The sequence below is a fragment of the Pseudomonas sp. LS1212 genome, from assembly GCF_024741815.1.
In the GTDB taxonomy this organism is placed as follows: domain Bacteria; phylum Pseudomonadota; class Gammaproteobacteria; order Pseudomonadales; family Pseudomonadaceae; genus Aquipseudomonas.
The window spans coordinates 3,044,244-3,061,787 of record NZ_CP102951.1 but is presented as its reverse complement, the minus strand read 5'-3'; the positions used below and the strand labels follow the sequence as shown (position 1 = coordinate 3,061,787).

Genomic DNA, 17,544 nt, shown 5'->3' with positions numbered 1-17,544 from the left:
AGTATCTTTCACATAAGGCTGCCATGGACACGGGGACTCGTCTCAAACTCGTACGCGAAAACTACAAGCTGTCCCAGCGCGAGCTGGCCAGGCGTAGCGGCGTTACGAATGCCACAATCTCCTTGATTGAACAGAATCGCGTGAGCCCTTCAGTCAGTTCGCTGAAGAAGCTGCTCGAAGGCTTTCCGATGTCGTTATCGGATTTCTTCACCTTCGATGAACCCCCTCGGGAAGATCGCTACGTATTCCGCTCCAACGAGCAGCCCGACCTGGGCCGCCATGGCCTGCGCCTGCTGCTCGTGGGTGCGCCGATACCGGGCCGGCAGATGCGTTTTCTGCGCGAACAGTACGCACCGGGCGCCAGCTCCGGCGAGGAACCCATCGTGCATACCGAAGGCGAGGAGTGCGGTCTGGTGACGCGCGGGACCATCGAGCTGACGGTCGACGGGCAAGTCAGCGTGCTCAATGCCGGCGACGGTTACTATTTTCCGACCACCTTGCCCCATCGCTTCCGCAATATCGGCCAGGACGAGGCCGAGATCATCAGTGCGAACACGCCTGCGAATTTCTGATCGGACCGCCATGGCGGTCCTTCCGGGTCGTGCGCGACCGCAGGCGCGCAGCGGAGATTGATGACGAGAGACGAGATATTTGGTATACCATAATACCAATTATCGACGAATCAGCGAGGTTGCACATGAAGGCTTACTGGATCGCTCACGTAGACGTCACCGACCCCGAGCAATACCAGCAATACACCCAGCGTGCACCGGCCGCGTTCGCCCTGTACGGCGGTAAGGTGCTGGCCCGGGCTGGGCGTTCGCAGGCGATGGAAGGCAGGCCTACGCCACAGCGCAGTGTGGTGATCGAGTTCGAGTCGTATGAGCAGGCGGTGGCGTGTTATCGGTCGGCGGAGTATCAGGAGGCGTGCCGGTATCGGCAGGGGGTGGCGCGGGCGGAGGTGATCATTGTCGAGGGATTTGAGGCCTGATGGTGGCTGTGCGGGCCTCATCGCGGGCAAGCCCGCTCCCACAGAGTTCGGCGCAGTCCCTGTGGGAGCGGGCTTGCCCGCGATGAGGCCGGTAAATCCAACACAACATTAACGGATGAAATGCACCTTCCCGGTATCATCATTGCCCATGTAAATCCCGTAAACCCCCGCCTGCCGCTCCTCGATATACCGCTCGAGAATCTGCCGGATCGCCGGGTAGTAGATGCTCTCCCAGGGAATCTCCTCAGGCGCGAAGAACCGGTAGTCCAGGGTCTCGGGCCCATACTGGCCGGTGATTTCCAGGGCGACGGCGCGGAAGATGATGTACACCTCGCTGATCTTCGGCACGCTGAAGATGGAGTAGGGCGAGAGGATCTCGGCGCGTACGCCGCTTTCTTCCCAGACCTCGCGCAAGGCCGCCTGTTCGGTGCTCTCGCCGCTTTCCATGAAGCCTGCCGGCAACGTCCAGGTGCCGGGGCGCGGGGGGATGGCGCGCTGGCACAAGAGGTACTTGCCGTCCTGCTCGATGATGCAGCCGGCAATGATCTTCGGGTTGATGTAATGGATGTAGCCACAGCCTTCGCACATCAGGCGCTCATGGGTATCGCCCTGGGGCTGGCGATTGACCAGCTCACCGCCACCACATTGCGGACAAAAGCGCGGGCTGGGCATGATCAGTGGCCTATGCGAGGTTCTTTGAGGGCGATTGGCAAGGCGATGTCGCGCACCTTGCCGGTTTCATTCTGCTTCTGGCGCAGGTATTCCAGTGCCACCTTGGCGGCGGAGCGCACGTGGTCGACCGAGGCCTGGTGCGCGGCCAGCGGGTCGCCGCTCTTGATCGCTTCGACGATGCGGACCATTTCCTGGTTGCTGGCGCCACGACGGTTTTCCTGGGACACGGACGTGGCGCGCAGGTAGCTGATGCGTGCCTGTAGCTGGCGCAGTTGCTGGGCAGCGACGTCATTGCCCGAACCTTCGAGCAACACGTCGTAGAAACCCTGCACCGATTCGAGCACCTGTTGCAGTTCGCCCTCCTCGAGGGCCTTGCGGTTCTCCTCGAGGGCCTTTTCCAGGGCACGAATGTCCTTGGCCTTGGCGTTGAGGGTAAACAGCTGGACGATCAGGCCTTCGAGCACGCAACGCAGCTCGTAGATATCCCGGGCATTCTCCAGGGTGATGATGGCGACCCGCGGGCCCTTGGCATCGGCGAATTCCACCAGCCCTTCGGATTCCAGATGGCGCAGGGCTTCGCGAACCGAGGTCCGGCTCACGCCCAGACGGTCGCAAAGGTCGCGCTCGACCAGGCGATCGCCCGGGAGCAATTGAAAGCTCATGATGGCGCTGCGCAGCTTGTCCAGCACGATTTCGCGCAGGGTGACGGGGTTGCGATTGACCTTGAAGCTGTCGTCGAGTGGCTGGCGTTTCATTGGGTCCGCTCTAATAATGGCTGTCGCAGATGCTGCCGGATGTTCAAACAGCCATTCGTTAACTGGATGCCTCAGCGTCGGCCTCGGCGAAGGCTTCGCGAGCGAGACGGAAACTGTCTACGGCCGCGGGTACACCGCAATAGATACCGACCTGAAGCAGAATTTCACGTATTTGTTCACGACTCAGGCCGTTACGCAAGGCGCCGCGTACATGGAGCTTGAGTTCATGGGGGCGATTGAGCGCCGAAATCATCGCCAAGTTTATCATGCTGCGTTCCTTGAGCGATAAACCCTCGCGGCCCCAGACGTGGCCCCAGCAGTACTCGGTGACCATCTCCTGCAGAGGGCGGTTGAAGTCGTCGGCATTCTCGATCGACTTGTTCACGTACGCCTCGCCCAGCACCTGGGTGCGAATGGCCAGGCCCTTTTCGTATTTTTCATTGCTCATGTGCTGATCCTCCTGCCGCGTTACAGTCCACCCATGAGGGTGTATTTGATCTCAAGGTAATCGTCGATGCCGTACCTGGAGCCCTCGCGGCCAAGGCCGGAAGACTTGATACCGCCAAAGGGCGCGACTTCCGTGGAAATCAGCCCTTCGTTGATCCCGACCATGCCGTACTCCAGCGCCTCGCTCATGCGCCAGGCCCGGCCCAGGTCGCGGGTGTAGCAGTAGGCGGCCAGGCCGAACTCGGTGTCGTTGGCCATGTGCACGGCCTGGGCTTCGTCGCTGAAGCGGAACACCGCCGCCAGTGGCCCGAAGGTTTCCTCGCGGGCGACCTTCATTTGCGTGGTGAGCTCGGCCAGCACGGTAGGCTGGAAGAAACCATGGCCCAGGGCATGCCGTTCGCCGCCGCAGAGCAGTCGTGCGCCTTGTTCCAGGGCATCCTCGACATGTTCCTGGACCTTGGCCACGGCGCGTTCGTTGATCAACGGCCCCTGGCTGACACCCTCATCGAAGCCGTTGCCGACGTTGAGCTCACACACCCGTTCGGCCAGGCGCGTGACGAAGGCGTCATGGATGCCGTCCTGCACCAGGAAGCGGTTGACGCACACGCAGGTCTGGCCGGCGTTGCGGAATTTGGCGATCAGCGCGCCTTCGACGGCGCGCTCCAGGTCGGCATCGTCGAAGACGATAAAGGGCGCGTTGCCGCCCAGTTCCAGCGAGACTTTCTTCAAGGTCGGCGCGCACTGGGCCATCAGCAACTTGCCGATGGCGGTGGAGCCGGTGAAGGACAGCTTGCGCACCACGGGGCTGGCGGTCAGTTCGCCGCCGATGGCCACGGCATCGCCGGTGATGACGTTGAAAATGCCGGCTGGAATACCGGCTTGCTCCGCCAGGGCGGCCATGGCCAGGGCCGAGAACGGCGTTTCCGGCGCCGGCTTGACGATGACCGGGCAGCCAGCAGCCAGGGCGGGCCCGGCCTTGCGGGTGATCATTGCCGCCGGGAAATTCCACGGGGTGATGGCCGCGACCACACCGATCGGCTCCTTGCTGACCACGATACGGGCATCGGGCTTGTGGCTGGGGATGGTGTCGCCATAGATGCGCTTGGCTTCTTCGGCGAACCATTCGATGAAGCTGGCGGCATAGAGAATCTCGCCACGGGCCTCACTCAGCGGCTTGCCTTGTTCCAGGGTGAGGATTTCGGCCAGGGCCTCGGCGTTCTCCAGCATCAGCGCATGCCAGCGCTTGAGTAGGCTGCTGCGCTCCTTGGCCGTGCGTGCGCGCCAGGCGGGCCAGGCGGCGTTGGCGGCGGCGATGGCTTCACGGGCTTCAACGGCGCCAAGGTTCGGCACCTGGCCGATGCATTGGCCGGTGGCGGGGTTGAAGATGTCCTGGCGTGTGCCATCGGACGCATCGCGCCATTGGCCATCGAGATAGGCCTGCTGGCGGAACAGTTGCAAGGCTGCTGGGGTCATGCCGGCTCCGGGCGTGTTGAATAAAAAGGGGCCGCTACCGAGTGTGGGGTAGTGCGCGGCCCTGAAGAAAAGCGTCAGGCGAGGGTGGGCAAGGCGCCCAGCTTGCCTTTGTGGTAAACCATCGGCGTCACCGGTGCTTCGGGCAGGATCAGGTTCTTCACCGCGCCGACGATGATGGCGTGGTCGCCGCCATCGTATTCACGCCACAGTTCGCACTCGATGATCGCCGTGGCCTTGCTCAGCAGCGGGTTGCCCAGCTCGCTCAGGTGCCACTCGATGCCGGCGGCCTTGTCCTTGCCCTTGCCGGCAAAGGCGTAGGCTTCGGCTTGCTGGTCAGCGGACAGCAAATGAATGGCGAACTGTTTGCTCTGGTGCAGCACCGGGTAAGTGTCGGAGCCGTAGTTGGGGCAAAACAGCACCAGCGCCGGGTCGATCGACAGGGCGCTGAAGGCGCTGGCGGTAATGCCGACAATCTCGCCTTGCGCGTCGAGCGTGGTGACCACGGTCACACCGGATGGGAATGAGCCCATCACCTCTTTGTAAATGCCGGGTTCGATCATGTCAGGCCACCTCTTAACGCATCACGAAAGGGTCGGGCATCGGCGCTTGCGAGAGGTTGATCCATACCGTTTTCAGCTCGGTATAGGCCAGCACCGAATCGATGCCGCTCTCGCGACCGTAGCCGCTGTTCTTGAAACCGCCGATCGGCGCCATGGCCGAGACCGCGCGGTAGGTGTTGACCCAGATGATCCCGGAGCGCACATCGCGAGCCAGGCGGTGGGCACGGCCCAGGTCGCGAGTCCAGATCCCGGCGGCCAGGCCGAACTGCGAGTCGTTGGCGATGGCCAGGGCCTCGGCCTCGTCCTTGAAGCGGATCACCGAGGCGACCGGTCCGAAGACTTCTTCCTGCATGATCTTCATCGAGTTGTGATCGCATTCGAACAGGGTCGGCTCGTAGTACCAGCCCGCGCTGTCCATTTGCGGACGCTTGCCGCCCAGGCGCAGGCGCGCACCTTCGGCGATCGCGTCGGCGACCAGGCCTTCGACCACCGCCAGTTGCTGGGCGGTGGCCATGGGGCCCATTTCGCTGGTTTCGTCCTGTGGGTTGCCGATGCGGATGCGCTTGGCCCGGGCGATCAGGCGTTCGACGAACTCGTCGTAGATTTCATCTTGCACCAGCAGGCGCGAACCGGATACGCAGCTCTGCCCGGAGGCGGCGTAGATGCCGGCCACGGCGCCGTTGATGGCGCTGTCCAGATCGGCGTCGGCGAAGATGATGTTCGGCGACTTGCCACCCAGTTCCAGCGACAGCTTGGCGAAGTTCTCGGCGCTGCTGCGCACCACATGGCGAGCCGTGGCCGCGCCGCCGGTGAAGGCGATCTTGCGCACCAGCGGATGGCGGGTGAGTGCAGCGCCGGTGCTCGGGCCATAACCGGTGACGACGTTGACCACACCTGGAGGAATGCCGGCTTCCAGGGCCAGGCGCGCCAGCTCGAGAATGGTTGCCGAAGCGTGTTCCGACGGCTTGAGCACGATGGTGTTGCCCGCCGCCAGGGCTGGCGCCAGTTTGATCGCGGTCAGGTACAGCGGGCTGTTCCAGGGGATGATCCCGGCGACCACGCCGATCGGCTCGTGCACTGTGTAGGCGAACAGGTCGGGCTTGTCCAGCGGCAAGGTGCCGCCTTCGAGCTTGTCGGCCAGGCCCGCGGTGTAGTGGAAGAACTCCGGCAGGTAGTTGACCTGGCCACGGGTCTCGCGGATCAGCTTGCCGTTGTCGCGGCTTTCCAGCTGCGCCAGGTGCTCCTTGTTCTCACCGATCAGGTCACCCAGGCGGCGCAACAGCTTGCCCCGGGCGGTGGCGCTGAGGCCACGCCAGGCCGGGTTCTCGAAGGCTTTCTGGGCGGCCTGGACGGCGCGCTCCACATCGGCTTCGTCGGCATCGGGCAGTTCGGCCCAGGCTTGCGCCAGGGCTGGGTTGAGGCTTTCGAAGGTCTTGCCGGACAGCGCATCGACCCATTGGCCGTCGATGCACATCTGGAAACGTGCGAGTGTCATGCAACTATCCCCTTTGCTGAGTTCTGAAGGGTTTGTGCGTTGTTGAGAAAGTCCAGCAGCACCTGGTTGACCAGGCGCGGCGACTCTACCGGCATCATGTGCCGTTGTTCGGCGAGCACGGCAACCTGCGCACCGGGAATGCGCTCGGCCAGTTGCCGGGCCATTTCCGGGGTGGAGCCCGGGTCCAGTTCGCCGGTGGCGATCAGGGTTGGTGCCTGGATATTGCCCAGGTCGTCGGCGCGGTACATGTCCTGGGTTGCGAACAGCTCATAGGTGGTCAGGTAACCCTGGGGGTCATTGCTGGCCAGGGTCTGGCGGATCGCGGCGATCTGCGCCGGGTTGGCCGCCTGGTATTCGCGGCTGAACCAGCGTGACAGGGCGGCTTCGGCATTGGCGTCCGGGCCATGTTCGGCGGCCTGGGCAGTACGCTCGATCACCCCGGCACGCTGTTCGGGCGTGCGGTTGAACACGCTGTTCAAGACCACCAGCCCCTCCAGGTGCTGCGGGTAGTGCAGGGCGAAGGCCCGTGCCACCAGGCCGCCCATGGAAAAGCCGATAACCGTTGCCTTGGGCAGCTGCAAGTGTTCGAGCAATTCGAGCAGTTGGTCGGCATAGCCGAGCAGCCCGGTGCCCGAGGCCGGGCGCGGGCTGGCGCCATGGCCGAGCATGTCATAGGCAATGACGCGGTAGTGCGCAGCGAGACCAACGATCTGGCCGCCCCACATCTCTTTGTTCAAGCCCACGCCGTGGATCAGTACCACGGGTTGGCCTTGGCCGGTCGCCAGGTAACTGGTGCCGGCCGGGGTGCGTTCAGCGGTGAGCCGAATCATGGGTCGCTCCTTGGTGACACGCCCGATTATTGTTGTTGGGCTTTTTCTGCAGCCAGTTCTTCCAGGTCGATGTAACGGTTGCCGATGCGCGGGTGCAGGCGGCCACCGTCGGCGCAACCCAGCACGACGACGATTTCGTCGGCACGCGGCGCGTCTTCGATCTGCATTTCCAGGGTGATGTAGTGCGAGCGCAGGCCTTCGTCATCCTTGTGCATCATCGGGATCTGGATCGAGGTGCCAGGACCGCCGCGCTTGTTGGTAAAGCTCAGGTAGCTCTTGGCCTTGACCGCTTCGCGGTAGTGGTTGCCGAAGCGCAGGGTATGGATCACCGCCGAGGCGTGCTCGATCTCGCCATCGGCACCGACCACGGCGGCCTTGCCATAGGCTTCGATCTTCTCGGCGCCGCCGATGATGCCGACCAGACGCTCGACCATCAGGGCACCCAGGCCTGAGCAGTTTTCACGGATTTGCGGCTTGAGGTCTTCGACGAAGCCGCCTATCCATGGGTTCTTGATCACGACGGCCAGGCCAACCATGGTCACGGGCTTGTCGGCGGCCTTGCCGCCCTCGATGAAGGTTTCTTCGACATAGCTGACGATTTTGCGAATTTCGAAACTCATGACCTGCTCCATATGAGAGTGGGGGTAAGCGTGCTGTATGATGGTATACCATAATATTGTGTATGCAAGCCCTCTGTGCAAGTTCGTGCTGCTTCGAGTCGACAGAAGGTCGTTAAAGGCCGGCAGGCGCCGCCTGTGGCGCCAATTGACTGGAACTTTGCCTGCGCTTGCGTTAGCGTTCCGCTGCTGACGCCAAGGCCGGCGTCGATAAGGACTCGTTTCAATGATTCAACCCACTGCGCTACAGGTTAAAGTCGCCAGCGAGATCCTCACGGCAATCCAGTCCGGCGAGTTGGCCCCTGGCAGCCATCTCAAGGAAGTCGAACTGGCCGAGCGTTTCGGCGTGTCCCGTTCTCCGGTGCGTGGCGCACTGGCTTACCTGGCTTCGCAAGACTTGATCGAACCCCTGCCGGCACAGGGCTACGGGGTGCGCGCCCAGCCGGTCAGCGCCGAACAGGCCAAGGTCAGCCTGCCGGTAGGTGAAGATGAAGACTTGTATCAGCGCCTGATCGATGATCGGCTTGCCCAGGCGTTGCCCGACCAGGTCATGGAAAGTGATCTGCTGCGGCGCTATGGGGTTGGCAAGGCGGTGTTGCGCCGTTGCTTGCTGCGCCTGTCCGACGAAGGAGTGATGCAGCGCAAGCATGGCCACGGCTGGATGTTCCTGCCGACCTTGAGCTCACCGGCCAAGCGTTTCGAGAGTTACCGCTTTCGTATGCTGCTGGAGCCCGCCGGGCTGCTTGAGCCGACTTATCACCTGCCAAAGGAACGCTTGCAGCGTTGCCGTGAGCGTCAACTGGCGCTGCTCGAGGGAACGCCGGACAGCCTCAGCTTCTTCGAGGCCAACGCCGAGTTCCATGAGTTGCTGGCCAGCGCCTCGGGCAACTCGTTCATCCTGCAGACCGTACAACAGCAGAACCGGCTGCGCCGCCTTACGGAATTTCATACGGTGTCGAATATCGAACGGGTGCGCACCTCCTGCCGCGAGCACCTGGAGATACTCGATGCGCTGGAGCAGGGCGATCGGGAATGGGCGTCGACCTTGCTCTACCGGCACCTGAAGGTGGCCAGCGGTCTCAACGAGATCCGCAAGAAGAGCTGAGCCGGGTCAGGGTACCAATATCGATTTGACCTTGTCGCGCAGCTGGTCGATCGAGAAGGGCTTGCCGATCACGTGCATGCCCTGCGGCACCTCGATATTTTCAGCATAGCCACTGGCAAAGAGCACCGGCAGACGTGGACGAATTTCCCGAGCTCTGGTGGCCAACGCCATGCCATCCATTCCAGGCAGGCCAACGTCCGTCATCATCAGATCGATGGCCTGGCCCTGGTCCTCGATTATTCTCAGCGCTGAATCACTGCCGTCAGCTTCCAGTACTGTGAACGCAAGCTCCTCAAGCACGTCGACTATCAGCATGCGCACAATGGCGTCGTCTTCGACGACGAGTATGATGCTGTCGGACATCTTGGGTATCCCGCTCAGGTAATTGTGACGCCTGGGACAGGCGGTTAATTATCAATACGCCTGGGTGGCCGTTAAGTTCCCATGGCCTTGTGAAATCCTGATGCGCTGTGCAGGAGCCTGCACAAGGACCGCTACGGAATTTTTAGCACGGTCTGCGGCCCAATGACTGGCAATTAGTGTCATACCCTTCTAGAAACCCTAGTGACACCGCAGAAAATCAGTAAGGAACAGCTGATCATTTGCCGGTACATCACACCTTTTGCTCCAGCGTGCGGCACACTCCAGTCATCGTCACATCGTCCAGGCCTTTGAAGATGATCCAGCCTCCTGCTATTGATGAGCGCAGTTTCCGCAAGCTTCTGAGCCGCAACGTGTCCCTGCCCCTGGGGGTAGGCCTGTTGAGCGCGATGGTATTCGCCGCCGTCATCAGCTACTTGCTCTCGGTCATCCAATGGGTGGAACACACTGACCGGGTCATCACCAACGCCAATGAAGCGCTGAAGCTCTCCATCGACATGGAAACCGGCATGCGCGGTTACCTGATCACGGGCGATGAGCAGTTTCTCGATCCCTACGAAGTCGCCAGGCCGCGCATCACTGCCGAGCTGTCGTCGCTCAGGGACCGAGTGGCGGACAACCCGCAGCAGGTCGACCGGGTGGCCCGGTTGCAGGCCCTGCAGAATGAATGGGACAGCTTCGCCCGGCAGATGATTGCGTTGCGCCGTGGCAATGGCGACTACCCCGCAGCAGTCCGGGCCGGCCAGGGCAAGCGCCTGACCGATGAAATCCGCAAGGAGTACGATCAGTTCGTCTCGATGGAGCAGCAACTGCGGGTTGCACGCAATGAAGATGTCAGCCGCACCACCGTCCTGGCCAGCGCGATGTACCTGTTGTTTGTAGTGGTTCTCAGCTGCCTGCTGGCCTTTTTCGGCCGACGGGATCTGCTCGAGCTGTCGAATAGCTACTCAGCCAGCCTGGTGTCCCAACAGAACAGTGCCAGGCGCTTGCAACAACAAGCCTGGCTACGTACCGGCCAGACCGAACTGGCCGACCAGGTGCTGGGCCAGCTGTCCCTGCAGATGCTGGGGCGCAACATCCTGGAGTTTTTTGCCCGCTACCTGGGCAGCGTCGTGGCGGCGGTCTATGTGCGCGATGAGCATGGCGGCCTGCGCAGGGTTGCCTCCTATGGTTTCTCCGGCGAGCAGGAGGCCCAGGAGCAAACCCTGCAAAGTGGCGAAGGCATCGTCGGCCAGGCGGTCCAGCAGGCGCGGCTGCTGCGCCTGGACGACGTGCCGGGCGACTACTTCAAGTTCAGTTCGGGCCTGGGCGAAGGCTCGCCACGCAGTGTGCTGGTGGTGCCGACCACCAACGATGAGCAGATCAACGGGGTGGTGGAGCTGGGCTTTTTGCGTGAGTTGGCCGAGCGTGATATCGAACTGCTGGAGCTGCTGGCCAGTAACCTGGGTACCTCGATCGAGGCAGCGCGCTATCGCCAGCGCCTGCAGGAAGTCCTTGCCGAGACCCAGCAGCTCAATGAAGAGTTGCAGGTGCAGCAGGAAGAACTCAAGACCGCCAACGAAGAGCTCGAAGAGCAGTCATGCGTGCTCAAGGAGTCCCAGGCGCACCTGGAAGCGCAGCAGGCGGAACTGGAGCAGACCAACGAGCAACTGGCCGAGCGTACCGAAGCGCTGGCCGAACAGCGCGATGCACTGAACCGCCGCAATGCCGACTTGAAGGAGGTCCAGGCACTGCTCCAGGACCGCGCCGATGAACTGCAGCGCTCAAGCAAGTACAAGTCCGAGTTTCTGGCCAACATGTCCCACGAGCTGCGCACACCGCTCAACAGTTCGCTGATCCTGGCCAAACTGCTGGCCGAGAACCCACAGGGCAACCTCAGTGAGGAGCAGGTCAGGTTCAGCGAGTCGATCTATTCGGCCGGTAATGACCTGCTGAACCTGATCAACGATATTCTCGATATTTCCAAGGTCGAGGCCGGCAAGCTCGACATGCGTCCGGAAAACACCAGCGTGGTGCGCCTGGCCGAAGGCTTGCGCGGCATGTTCCAACCCTTGGTGGCGCAAAAACAGCTGACGTTCACGCTGGAAATCGAGCCCGACGTCCCGCAAATGCTCTACACCGACCGCCAGCGCGTCGAGCAGATTCTCAAGAACCTGCTGTCCAATGCGCATAAGTTCACCGAGCACGGCAATGTCGGCTTGCGCGTCTCTCGTCTGCCTGCCGGTGGCATCGCCTTTGCCGTGCACGACAGCGGCATTGGTATCGCCGACGATCAACAACAGAGCATTTTCGAAGCCTTCCGTCAGGCCGACGGCACCACCAACCGCCGCTACGGCGGCACCGGCCTTGGCCTGTCGATCTCGCGTGACCTGGCGCTGCTGCTGGGCGGGCGGATCACCGTCAGCAGCGAACTGGGGCAGGGCAGCACCTTTACCCTGGAGTTGCCGGAACATTATCAGCCAGCGCCAGCGGATGAAGCGCCGGTTTCGTCGCTCAGTCCTCCGCTCGATGTCGTTCCCGACAGCGTCGAGGCGACCGAGCCGGCCGCCGCGTTCCCCGATGACCGGGGGCTCGCCCCGTTTGCCAATCGTTGCATCCTGGTGATCGAGGACGAACCGAATTTTGCCCGGATCCTCTTTGACCTGGCCCACGAGCTGGGCTACAGCTGCCTGGTCGCCCAAGCCGCCGACGAAGGCTTCGACCTGGCCGAGCGCTTTGTTCCCGACGCAGTCCTGCTCGATATGCGCCTGCCGGACCATTCCGGCCTGACCGTGCTGCAGCGGCTCAAGGAGCTGCCGGCCACTCGGCACATCCCGGTCCATGTAATTTCGGTCGAGGACCGTGTCGAGGCTGCCATGCACATGGGGGCCGTCGGCTATGCGTTGAAACCGACCAGCCGCGAACAACTCAAGGAAGTCTTCTCTCGCCTCGAAGCCAGGCTGACGCAGAAGCTCAAGCACATTTTGCTGGTGGAGGACGATGACCTGCAACGCGACAGCATCGCCCGCCTGATCGGCGACGAGGACATCGAAATCACCGCCGTAGGCCTGGCCCAGGAAGCACTCGATCTGCTGCGCGCGAACGTCTACGACTGCATGATCATCGACCTCAAGTTGCCGGACATGCAGGGCAACGATCTGCTCAAGCGCATGTCCAGCGAGGAGATCCGTTCGTTCCCGCCGGTGATCATCTATACCGGTCGCAACATGACCCGCGAGGAAGAGGCGGAGCTGTTCAAGTATTCGCGCTCGATCATCATCAAGGGCGCGCGTTCGCCAGAGCGCCTGCTCGATGAAGTGACGCTGTTTCTGCACCAGGTCGAATCGAAGTTGTCCCACGAACGCCAGAAAATGCTCAAGACCGCGCGCAGTCGTGACAAGGTCTTCGAAGGGCGCAAGATCCTCCTGGTCGATGACGATGTGCGCAATATTTTCGCACTGACCAGCGCCCTGGAGCATAAGGGGGCGACTGTCGAAATAGGTCGCAACGGTCGCGAAGCCATTGAGAAACTCAATGCAGTGGAGGACATTGATCTGGTGCTGATGGATGTGATGATGCCGGAAATGGACGGCTTTGAAGCGACCCGGCTGATCCGCCTGGAACCGCGCTGGCGCAAGCTGCCGATCATCGCCGTCACGGCCAAGGCCAAGGCCATGAAGGACGACCAGGAGCGTTGCCTGCAGGCCGGCGCCAACGATTACCTGGCCAAACCCATCGACCTGAACCGGCTGTTTTCTTTGATCCGGGTGTGGTTACCGCAAATGGAGCGAATCTAGGGACATGGCAACGGAGCGCAATACCGATATCGAGATTCATCTGCTGATGGAGGCCATCTACCTCAAGTACAGCTACGATTTTCGCGACTATTGCGGGTCCTCGATCAAGCGCCGTGTCCTGTATGCGCTGCACCAACTGCAATGCAATACCGTGTCGGCCTTGCAGGAGCGGGTGCTGCACGACCCCACGACGTTGAGGCAATTGCTGCAGTACCTGACCATACCGGTCAGCGAGATGTTTCGCGACCCCATGCACTTCCTGGCGATACGTCGCGAAGTGGTACCGCTGCTCAAGACCTACCCCTCGATCAAAGTCTGGATCGCCGGTTGCAGCACGGGCGAGGAGGTCTATTCCATGGCCATCCTGTTGCGCGAGGAAGGTTTGCTCGATCGCACCATTATCTATGCTACCGATATCAATCCGAGCTCACTGGAAAAGGCCAAGCAAGGAATCTATTCGATGCACAGCGTTCGCGCCTATACGGGGAATTACCAGAAAGCCGGTGGTCGATGCTCGTTCGCCGACTATTACACGGCCGCCTATGGCAACGCGATCTTCGACAGCCGCCTGCGTGAGAACGTGACGTTCGCCGACCACAGCCTGGCGACCGACAGTGTGTTCTCCGAAACCCAGCTGATTTCATGCCGCAACGTGCTGATCTACTTCAACAAGAAATTGCAGGACCGGGCCTTCGGCCTGTTCCATGAATCGTTGTGCCACCGCGGTTTTCTGATGCTTGGCAGCAAGGAAACGCTGGACTTCTCTGCCTATGCCGATCAGTTCGAAGCATTGGCCAGGAAGGAAAGGATCTTCCGCAAATCATGAACAGGCCCGAAGCGATTGTCATCGGTGCCCGCGGGCAGCCCTCAAGCTGCATGCGCCTGATTTCATTCTCCCATTGAACGGCATAGGGCATTTGCTCGCCGAGCTGGAAAAAACCCCATGCCAAGCAACATCGAAGCGAAATTGCTGATCGTCGACGACCTGCCAGAGAAGCTGTTGGCGCTGGAGGCGCTGATCAGGGGGGAGGATCGCGCCGTCTACAAGGCCTTGTCTGCCGACGAAGCCCTTTCCCTCCTGCTGCAACATGAATTCGCCATGGCCATTCTCGATGTCCAGATGCCCGGGATGAACGGCTTTGAATTGGCCGAGCTGATGCGCAGCACGGCAAAGACCAAGAGCATTCCCATTGTCTTCGTCAGTGCCGCAGGCCGGGAAATGAACTACACCTTCAAGGGCTATGAAAGCGGCGCGGTGGATTTCCTGCACAAGCCGCTGGATATCCATGCGGTCAAGAGCAAGGTCAGTGTGTTTGTCGACCTCTACCGCCAGCGCAAGGCCATCAATCGACAAGTCGAAGCGTTGGAATGCAGCCGCCGGGAGCAAGAGGTGCTGCTCGAGCGCCTCCAGGTGACCCAGGAAGAACTCGAGCATGCGGTGCGCATGCGCGATGACTTCATGTCCATCGTCTCGCACGAAGTGCGTACGCCCCTGAACGGGTTGATCCTGGAAACCCAGTTGCGCAAGTTGCACCTGGATCGGGGCAACGCCGATGCGTTTACCCTCGACAAAATGCGTGCCATGGTCGATCGCGATGAGCGGCAGATCAAGAGCCTGATCCGTTTGATCGAAGACATGCTCGACGCCTCGCGCATTCGCACCGGCAAGCTGTCGATCCGGCCTACAGGTTTCGACCTGACGAAACTGGTCGCCAGAATGCTGGAAAACTTCGCCCCACAGGTGGCGGATGCCGATGCGTCATTGAGCCTGGATGCACCGTACCCCGTGCTCGGAACCTGGGACGAGTTCCGCATCGAGCAGGTTATCGCCAACCTGCTGACCAATGCCTTGCGCTACGGTGCCAAGAGCCCGATTCATGTCAGGGTCTACGTCGACAAGGGCATGGCCTGTGTCGACGTATCCGACCAGGGTATTGGCATCAGCGTAGAAAACCAGAAGCGCATTTTCCAGCAGTTCGAGCGGGTTTCGGCCAGTCATATCAGTGCCGGGCTGGGGTTGGGGCTGTACATTTCCGAGCAGATCGTGGCCGCCCATGGCGGAACCATCAGCGTGCAGAGTGCGGTCGGTGAAGGGGCGTTGTTCCATGTCAGCCTGCCCTTGTCGAATAATACTGTAAGCTAGGCCTGATAAAGTCCCGCGACCAGGCAACCTCCTTCAGTTGGCATGGTCGTATGGGCAGATAGAGACAACATAGGCTTTCCATGAGTGAAGATGCAGAAGATGTCGTCCTGATCGTTGAGGACGAGCCCGCGATTCTAATGGTGCTCGCCGCCTATCTATCAGGCGAGGGCTATCGGGTCCTGCAGGCAGAAAACGGTGAGCAAGCGTTCGAGATTCTTGCGAGCAAACCGAACCTGGATTTGATGATTACCGACTATCGTTTGCCGGGAGGGATTTCCGGATTGATGATCGCCGAGCCTGCCGTGAAGCTACGCCCGGACTTGAAGGTGATATTCATCAGTGGTTATCCGCAGGAGATTCTTGAATCTGGCAGCCCGATCGCGCGCACGGCGCCGATCCTGGCCAAGCCGTTTGATCTGGATATCCTGCAAGAAGAGATTCAGAAGCTGTTGGCCTGATCCTGCGCCTCGTGGGGCAGGGCAGGCTCGGCAATCGCTTGCTGACCGCTATGGCGCGGTAAATACACACTGACGGTGGTTCCCTTGCCAACCTGGCTTTTGATCGCTGCATGCCCCTGCGATTGCTTGCAGAAACCGTAGATCATCGAAAGCCCCAGGCCCGTGCCCTGGCCAATGGGCTTGGTGGTGAAAAATGGGTCGAACGCGCGATTGATGATGCTCTGCGGCATGCCACAACCGTTGTCGCTCACGCTCAGGACCACATAGTCACCGACCGCCAGGTTGTGTTGGTTACGGGTAAGCGCTCGTCCAGGTATTGATTGCATGTCTGGATTCGCAGCTGCCCGCCGTTGGGCATGGCGTCACGGGCGTTGATCACTAGGTTGAGCAGGGCACTTTCCACTTGATGAGGGTCGGCTTCGGCTACCCACAAATCCTGGCCCAGGTCCAGCTGGAGCTCGATGCATTCATTGAGGCTTCCCTGCAGAAACTCGGCCATGGCCGTGACCAACGGGTTCAGCTCCACAGGTTTTGAGTCGAGCGACTGGCGGCGGGAGAATCCTACCAGACTGATCAGCGTAGCGGGAGGGAAGGGCCGTTCCAGGAGCATCACATTGCCCAGTTGCGCGCCAGGGCTGGTAACCGGCCGTTGAGCCTGTTTGCCACTGGCGGTCATCAGCGCCCGCCCTCGCGGGTCAGGGGAAAGGTGACGACAGGCGGCATTGGCCAACAAACAGCTCTCTATCACTGGACCACGCCCGTTGCGGGCGGTTCAACTTCGGATTCAGAGCCCTTGTTGCAGGATCGGATCGTCAGGGTTCTGCTGCTCCAGTTGGGCCAGCAGTACCTGCACATTCTGCAGTTGCCCGGTTTCCTTCCAATAGCTGATCAGCAGCAGCCGTGCCTTGCGGTTGGCGGGTTGTTGCGCAAGGATGGCTTCGAGCTGTTTCTGGGCGGCCTCGACTTGTTCCAGGTCGTGCAGGCTGGTAGCCAGGGTGTAGCGATACTGGGAGTTGTCCGGCTCAAGCTCCAGCGCCCTGGCAAAGGCAAGCAAGGCGTACTCGCTTTGCCCGTGGCGCAGCAACCAGAGGCCCAGCTCGTGTTGCAGGAACGCCGAGTCCGGGTGGCGGATCAGTTGATCGGCCAATACTTGCCGCGACTGGTCGGTTTGCCCCTGGCGTTCCAGGACCTGGACCTGGAGCGCCACTGCATCGAGGTCGTCAGGCGTGAGCGTCAGGCAACGCTGCAGAGCAGCCAGGGCCTCGGGGTAGGCACCGTCATGCAGGTACAGCCGCGCCAGCAGCAGTTGCGCGGGGCCGTCGTCGAGCTCGGCCTGGAGGACTCGAACATATTCATCCAGCACCGTCTGCAGCGGCCCGTAATACAACCCGAGTTCATCGGGGCCAAGGCCGAGCATGGCCTTGGCGGCGGCAAAGCGTATCCTGTGGTCGTCGTCGCTCAGTAACGGGCCGAGCAACAGGCTGCGTTGCGGTCCTGGTACCAGGCCGACCACGCTGTCGATCGCAGCCTGGCGGACCAGTGGCGAGGGGTGCTGCAAGTCCGCATCGGCCAGCTTCAAGGCTTGCGGGCTGGGGTAGTTGGGTAGCTCGGCGTGCAGGCTGGCGCGGCGCACGTCCGAAAGATCGCTGCGGGCCAGTTGCTGGTACAGCACGCGTGCAGCGCCAGGCAGGCCATTGTGTGCCTGCTCCAGAGCCTTGGTGTAACTGTGCTTGAGCGTCTGGGGTGGTTCTGGCGCATCATCGCGCAGGACATACCAGCCCACGCCCAGGATGACGAGCAGTATCAGGCTGATGGTCGAATAACGTGGAGCCTTGGGCATG

Annotated in this window: 17 protein-coding genes and 1 pseudogene; 7 read left to right on the top strand and 11 right to left on the bottom strand. The window is 61.4% G+C overall.

What is annotated here, in order from left to right:
- Window positions 1-23 precede the first annotated feature (23 nt).
- Entirely contained in the window at window positions 24-572 is a 549-nt protein-coding gene (locus NVV94_RS14240) for a cupin domain-containing protein (protein ID WP_258443048.1), read from the top strand.
- Window positions 573-697: 125 nt separating this feature from the next.
- On the top strand, window positions 698-991 hold the full coding sequence (locus NVV94_RS14235; protein WP_258443047.1) for a DUF1330 domain-containing protein: 294 nt from the start codon (window positions 698-700) through the stop codon (window positions 989-991).
- Between the two features lie 108 nt (window positions 992-1,099).
- Here NVV94_RS14235 and NVV94_RS14230 read toward each other — a convergent pair whose 3' ends face one another.
- The 8 genes from NVV94_RS14230 to NVV94_RS14195 form a co-directional block, all read right to left on the bottom strand.
- Window positions 1,100-1,663 carry an NUDIX hydrolase gene (locus NVV94_RS14230; RefSeq protein ID WP_258443046.1) on the bottom strand — a complete coding sequence of 188 codons (564 nt, stop codon included), beginning with the start codon at window positions 1,661-1,663 and terminating at the stop codon, window positions 1,100-1,102.
- A gap of 2 nt (window positions 1,664-1,665) precedes the next feature.
- Complete coding sequence (locus tag NVV94_RS14225; protein WP_258443045.1) at window positions 1,666-2,418, bottom strand: GntR family transcriptional regulator; 753 nt, start codon at window positions 2,416-2,418, stop codon at window positions 1,666-1,668.
- 58 nt (window positions 2,419-2,476) lie between these two features.
- Window positions 2,477-2,866 (bottom strand): carboxymuconolactone decarboxylase family protein, encoded by a 390-nt coding sequence (locus NVV94_RS14220; RefSeq protein WP_258443044.1) that lies wholly within the window; start codon window positions 2,864-2,866, stop codon window positions 2,477-2,479.
- A 20-nt stretch (window positions 2,867-2,886) separates the two neighbouring features.
- The gene (locus tag NVV94_RS14215) at window positions 2,887-4,338 is read right to left on the bottom strand and encodes an NAD-dependent succinate-semialdehyde dehydrogenase (protein ID WP_258443042.1); all 1,452 of its coding nucleotides are present in this window, start codon (window positions 4,336-4,338) and stop codon (window positions 2,887-2,889) included.
- Window positions 4,339-4,412: 74 nt separating this feature from the next.
- A complete protein-coding gene (locus NVV94_RS14210; protein ID WP_258443041.1) occupies window positions 4,413-4,898 on the bottom strand; it encodes a flavin reductase family protein in 486 nt (161 codons plus the stop codon).
- A gap of 13 nt (window positions 4,899-4,911) precedes the next feature.
- Window positions 4,912-6,393 carry an aldehyde dehydrogenase gene (locus NVV94_RS14205; RefSeq protein WP_258443040.1) on the bottom strand — a complete coding sequence of 494 codons (1,482 nt, stop codon included), beginning with the start codon at window positions 6,391-6,393 and terminating at the stop codon, window positions 4,912-4,914.
- A complete protein-coding gene (locus tag NVV94_RS14200; protein WP_258443039.1) occupies window positions 6,390-7,223 on the bottom strand; it encodes an alpha/beta fold hydrolase in 834 nt (277 codons plus the stop codon). The genes NVV94_RS14205 and NVV94_RS14200 overlap by 4 nt, the downstream gene beginning before the upstream one ends.
- A 26-nt stretch (window positions 7,224-7,249) precedes the next feature.
- On the bottom strand, window positions 7,250-7,843 hold the full coding sequence (locus NVV94_RS14195) for an amino acid synthesis family protein (protein WP_258443038.1): 594 nt from the start codon (window positions 7,841-7,843) through the stop codon (window positions 7,250-7,252).
- Between the two features lie 223 nt (window positions 7,844-8,066).
- On the opposite strand from NVV94_RS14195, the gene NVV94_RS26705 reads away from it, so the two are divergent.
- A complete protein-coding gene (locus tag NVV94_RS26705; protein ID WP_309304246.1) occupies window positions 8,067-8,945 on the top strand; it encodes a GntR family transcriptional regulator in 879 nt (292 codons plus the stop codon).
- Window positions 8,946-8,951: 6 nt separating this feature from the next.
- Here NVV94_RS26705 and NVV94_RS14180 read toward each other — a convergent pair whose 3' ends face one another.
- Window positions 8,952-9,308, bottom strand: a complete 357-nt coding sequence (locus NVV94_RS14180; protein WP_258443037.1) for a response regulator — start codon at window positions 9,306-9,308, stop codon at window positions 8,952-8,954.
- A 314-nt stretch (window positions 9,309-9,622) separates the two neighbouring features.
- On the opposite strand from NVV94_RS14180, the gene NVV94_RS14175 reads away from it, so the two are divergent.
- The 4 genes from NVV94_RS14175 to NVV94_RS14155 all read left to right on the top strand — a co-directional run bounded on the left by NVV94_RS14175 (window position 9,623) and on the right by NVV94_RS14155 (window position 15,703).
- Window positions 9,623-13,102 carry a response regulator gene (locus tag NVV94_RS14175; protein ID WP_258443036.1) on the top strand — a complete coding sequence of 1,160 codons (3,480 nt, stop codon included), beginning with the start codon at window positions 9,623-9,625 and terminating at the stop codon, window positions 13,100-13,102.
- 4 nt (window positions 13,103-13,106) lie between these two features.
- A complete protein-coding gene (locus NVV94_RS14170; RefSeq protein ID WP_258443035.1) occupies window positions 13,107-13,928 on the top strand; it encodes a protein-glutamate O-methyltransferase CheR in 822 nt (273 codons plus the stop codon).
- 117 nt (window positions 13,929-14,045) lie between these two features.
- Window positions 14,046-15,245, top strand: a complete 1,200-nt coding sequence (locus NVV94_RS14160; protein ID WP_258443034.1) for a hybrid sensor histidine kinase/response regulator — start codon at window positions 14,046-14,048, stop codon at window positions 15,243-15,245.
- A gap of 80 nt (window positions 15,246-15,325) precedes the next feature.
- Complete coding sequence (locus tag NVV94_RS14155) at window positions 15,326-15,703, top strand: response regulator (RefSeq protein ID WP_258443033.1); 378 nt, start codon at window positions 15,326-15,328, stop codon at window positions 15,701-15,703.
- Between the two features lie 5 nt (window positions 15,704-15,708).
- On the opposite strand, the pseudogene NVV94_RS14150 reads toward NVV94_RS14155, so the two are convergent.
- A pseudogene (locus NVV94_RS14150) lies at window positions 15,709-16,271 on the bottom strand (ATP-binding protein); the annotation flags it as partial.
- A gap of 216 nt (window positions 16,272-16,487) precedes the next feature.
- Window positions 16,488-17,543, bottom strand: a complete 1,056-nt coding sequence (locus NVV94_RS14145; RefSeq protein ID WP_258443032.1) for a tetratricopeptide repeat protein — start codon at window positions 17,541-17,543, stop codon at window positions 16,488-16,490.
- Window position 17,544 lies beyond the last annotated feature (1 nt).

What these genes read in the sequence shown, in the direction of transcription:
- NVV94_RS14240 (WP_258443048.1), top strand. Translation starts at nt 24, where the DNA reads ATGGACACGGGGACTCGTCTCAAACTCGTACGCGAAAACTACAAGCTG.
- NVV94_RS14235 (WP_258443047.1), top strand. Translation starts at nt 698, where the DNA reads ATGAAGGCTTACTGGATCGCTCACGTAGACGTCACCGACCCCGAGCAA.
- NVV94_RS14230 (WP_258443046.1), bottom strand. Translation starts at nt 1,663, where the DNA reads ATGCCCAGCCCGCGCTTTTGTCCGCAATGTGGTGGCGGTGAGCTGGTC.
- NVV94_RS14225 (WP_258443045.1), bottom strand. Translation starts at nt 2,418, where the DNA reads ATGAAACGCCAGCCACTCGACGACAGCTTCAAGGTCAATCGCAACCCC.
- NVV94_RS14220 (WP_258443044.1), bottom strand. Translation starts at nt 2,866, where the DNA reads ATGAGCAATGAAAAATACGAAAAGGGCCTGGCCATTCGCACCCAGGTG.
- NVV94_RS14215 (WP_258443042.1), bottom strand. Translation starts at nt 4,338, where the DNA reads ATGACCCCAGCAGCCTTGCAACTGTTCCGCCAGCAGGCCTATCTCGAT.
- NVV94_RS14210 (WP_258443041.1), bottom strand. Translation starts at nt 4,898, where the DNA reads ATGATCGAACCCGGCATTTACAAAGAGGTGATGGGCTCATTCCCATCC.
- NVV94_RS14205 (WP_258443040.1), bottom strand. Translation starts at nt 6,393, where the DNA reads ATGACACTCGCACGTTTCCAGATGTGCATCGACGGCCAATGGGTCGAT.
- NVV94_RS14200 (WP_258443039.1), bottom strand. Translation starts at nt 7,223, where the DNA reads ATGATTCGGCTCACCGCTGAACGCACCCCGGCCGGCACCAGTTACCTG.
- NVV94_RS14195 (WP_258443038.1), bottom strand. Translation starts at nt 7,843, where the DNA reads ATGAGTTTCGAAATTCGCAAAATCGTCAGCTATGTCGAAGAAACCTTC.
- NVV94_RS26705 (WP_309304246.1), top strand. Translation starts at nt 8,067, where the DNA reads ATGATTCAACCCACTGCGCTACAGGTTAAAGTCGCCAGCGAGATCCTC.
- NVV94_RS14180 (WP_258443037.1), bottom strand. Translation starts at nt 9,308, where the DNA reads ATGTCCGACAGCATCATACTCGTCGTCGAAGACGACGCCATTGTGCGC.
- NVV94_RS14175 (WP_258443036.1), top strand. Translation starts at nt 9,623, where the DNA reads ATGATCCAGCCTCCTGCTATTGATGAGCGCAGTTTCCGCAAGCTTCTG.
- NVV94_RS14170 (WP_258443035.1), top strand. Translation starts at nt 13,107, where the DNA reads ATGGCAACGGAGCGCAATACCGATATCGAGATTCATCTGCTGATGGAG.
- NVV94_RS14160 (WP_258443034.1), top strand. Translation starts at nt 14,046, where the DNA reads ATGCCAAGCAACATCGAAGCGAAATTGCTGATCGTCGACGACCTGCCA.
- NVV94_RS14155 (WP_258443033.1), top strand. Translation starts at nt 15,326, where the DNA reads ATGAGTGAAGATGCAGAAGATGTCGTCCTGATCGTTGAGGACGAGCCC.
- NVV94_RS14145 (WP_258443032.1), bottom strand. Translation starts at nt 17,543, where the DNA reads ATGCCCAAGGCTCCACGTTATTCGACCATCAGCCTGATACTGCTCGTC.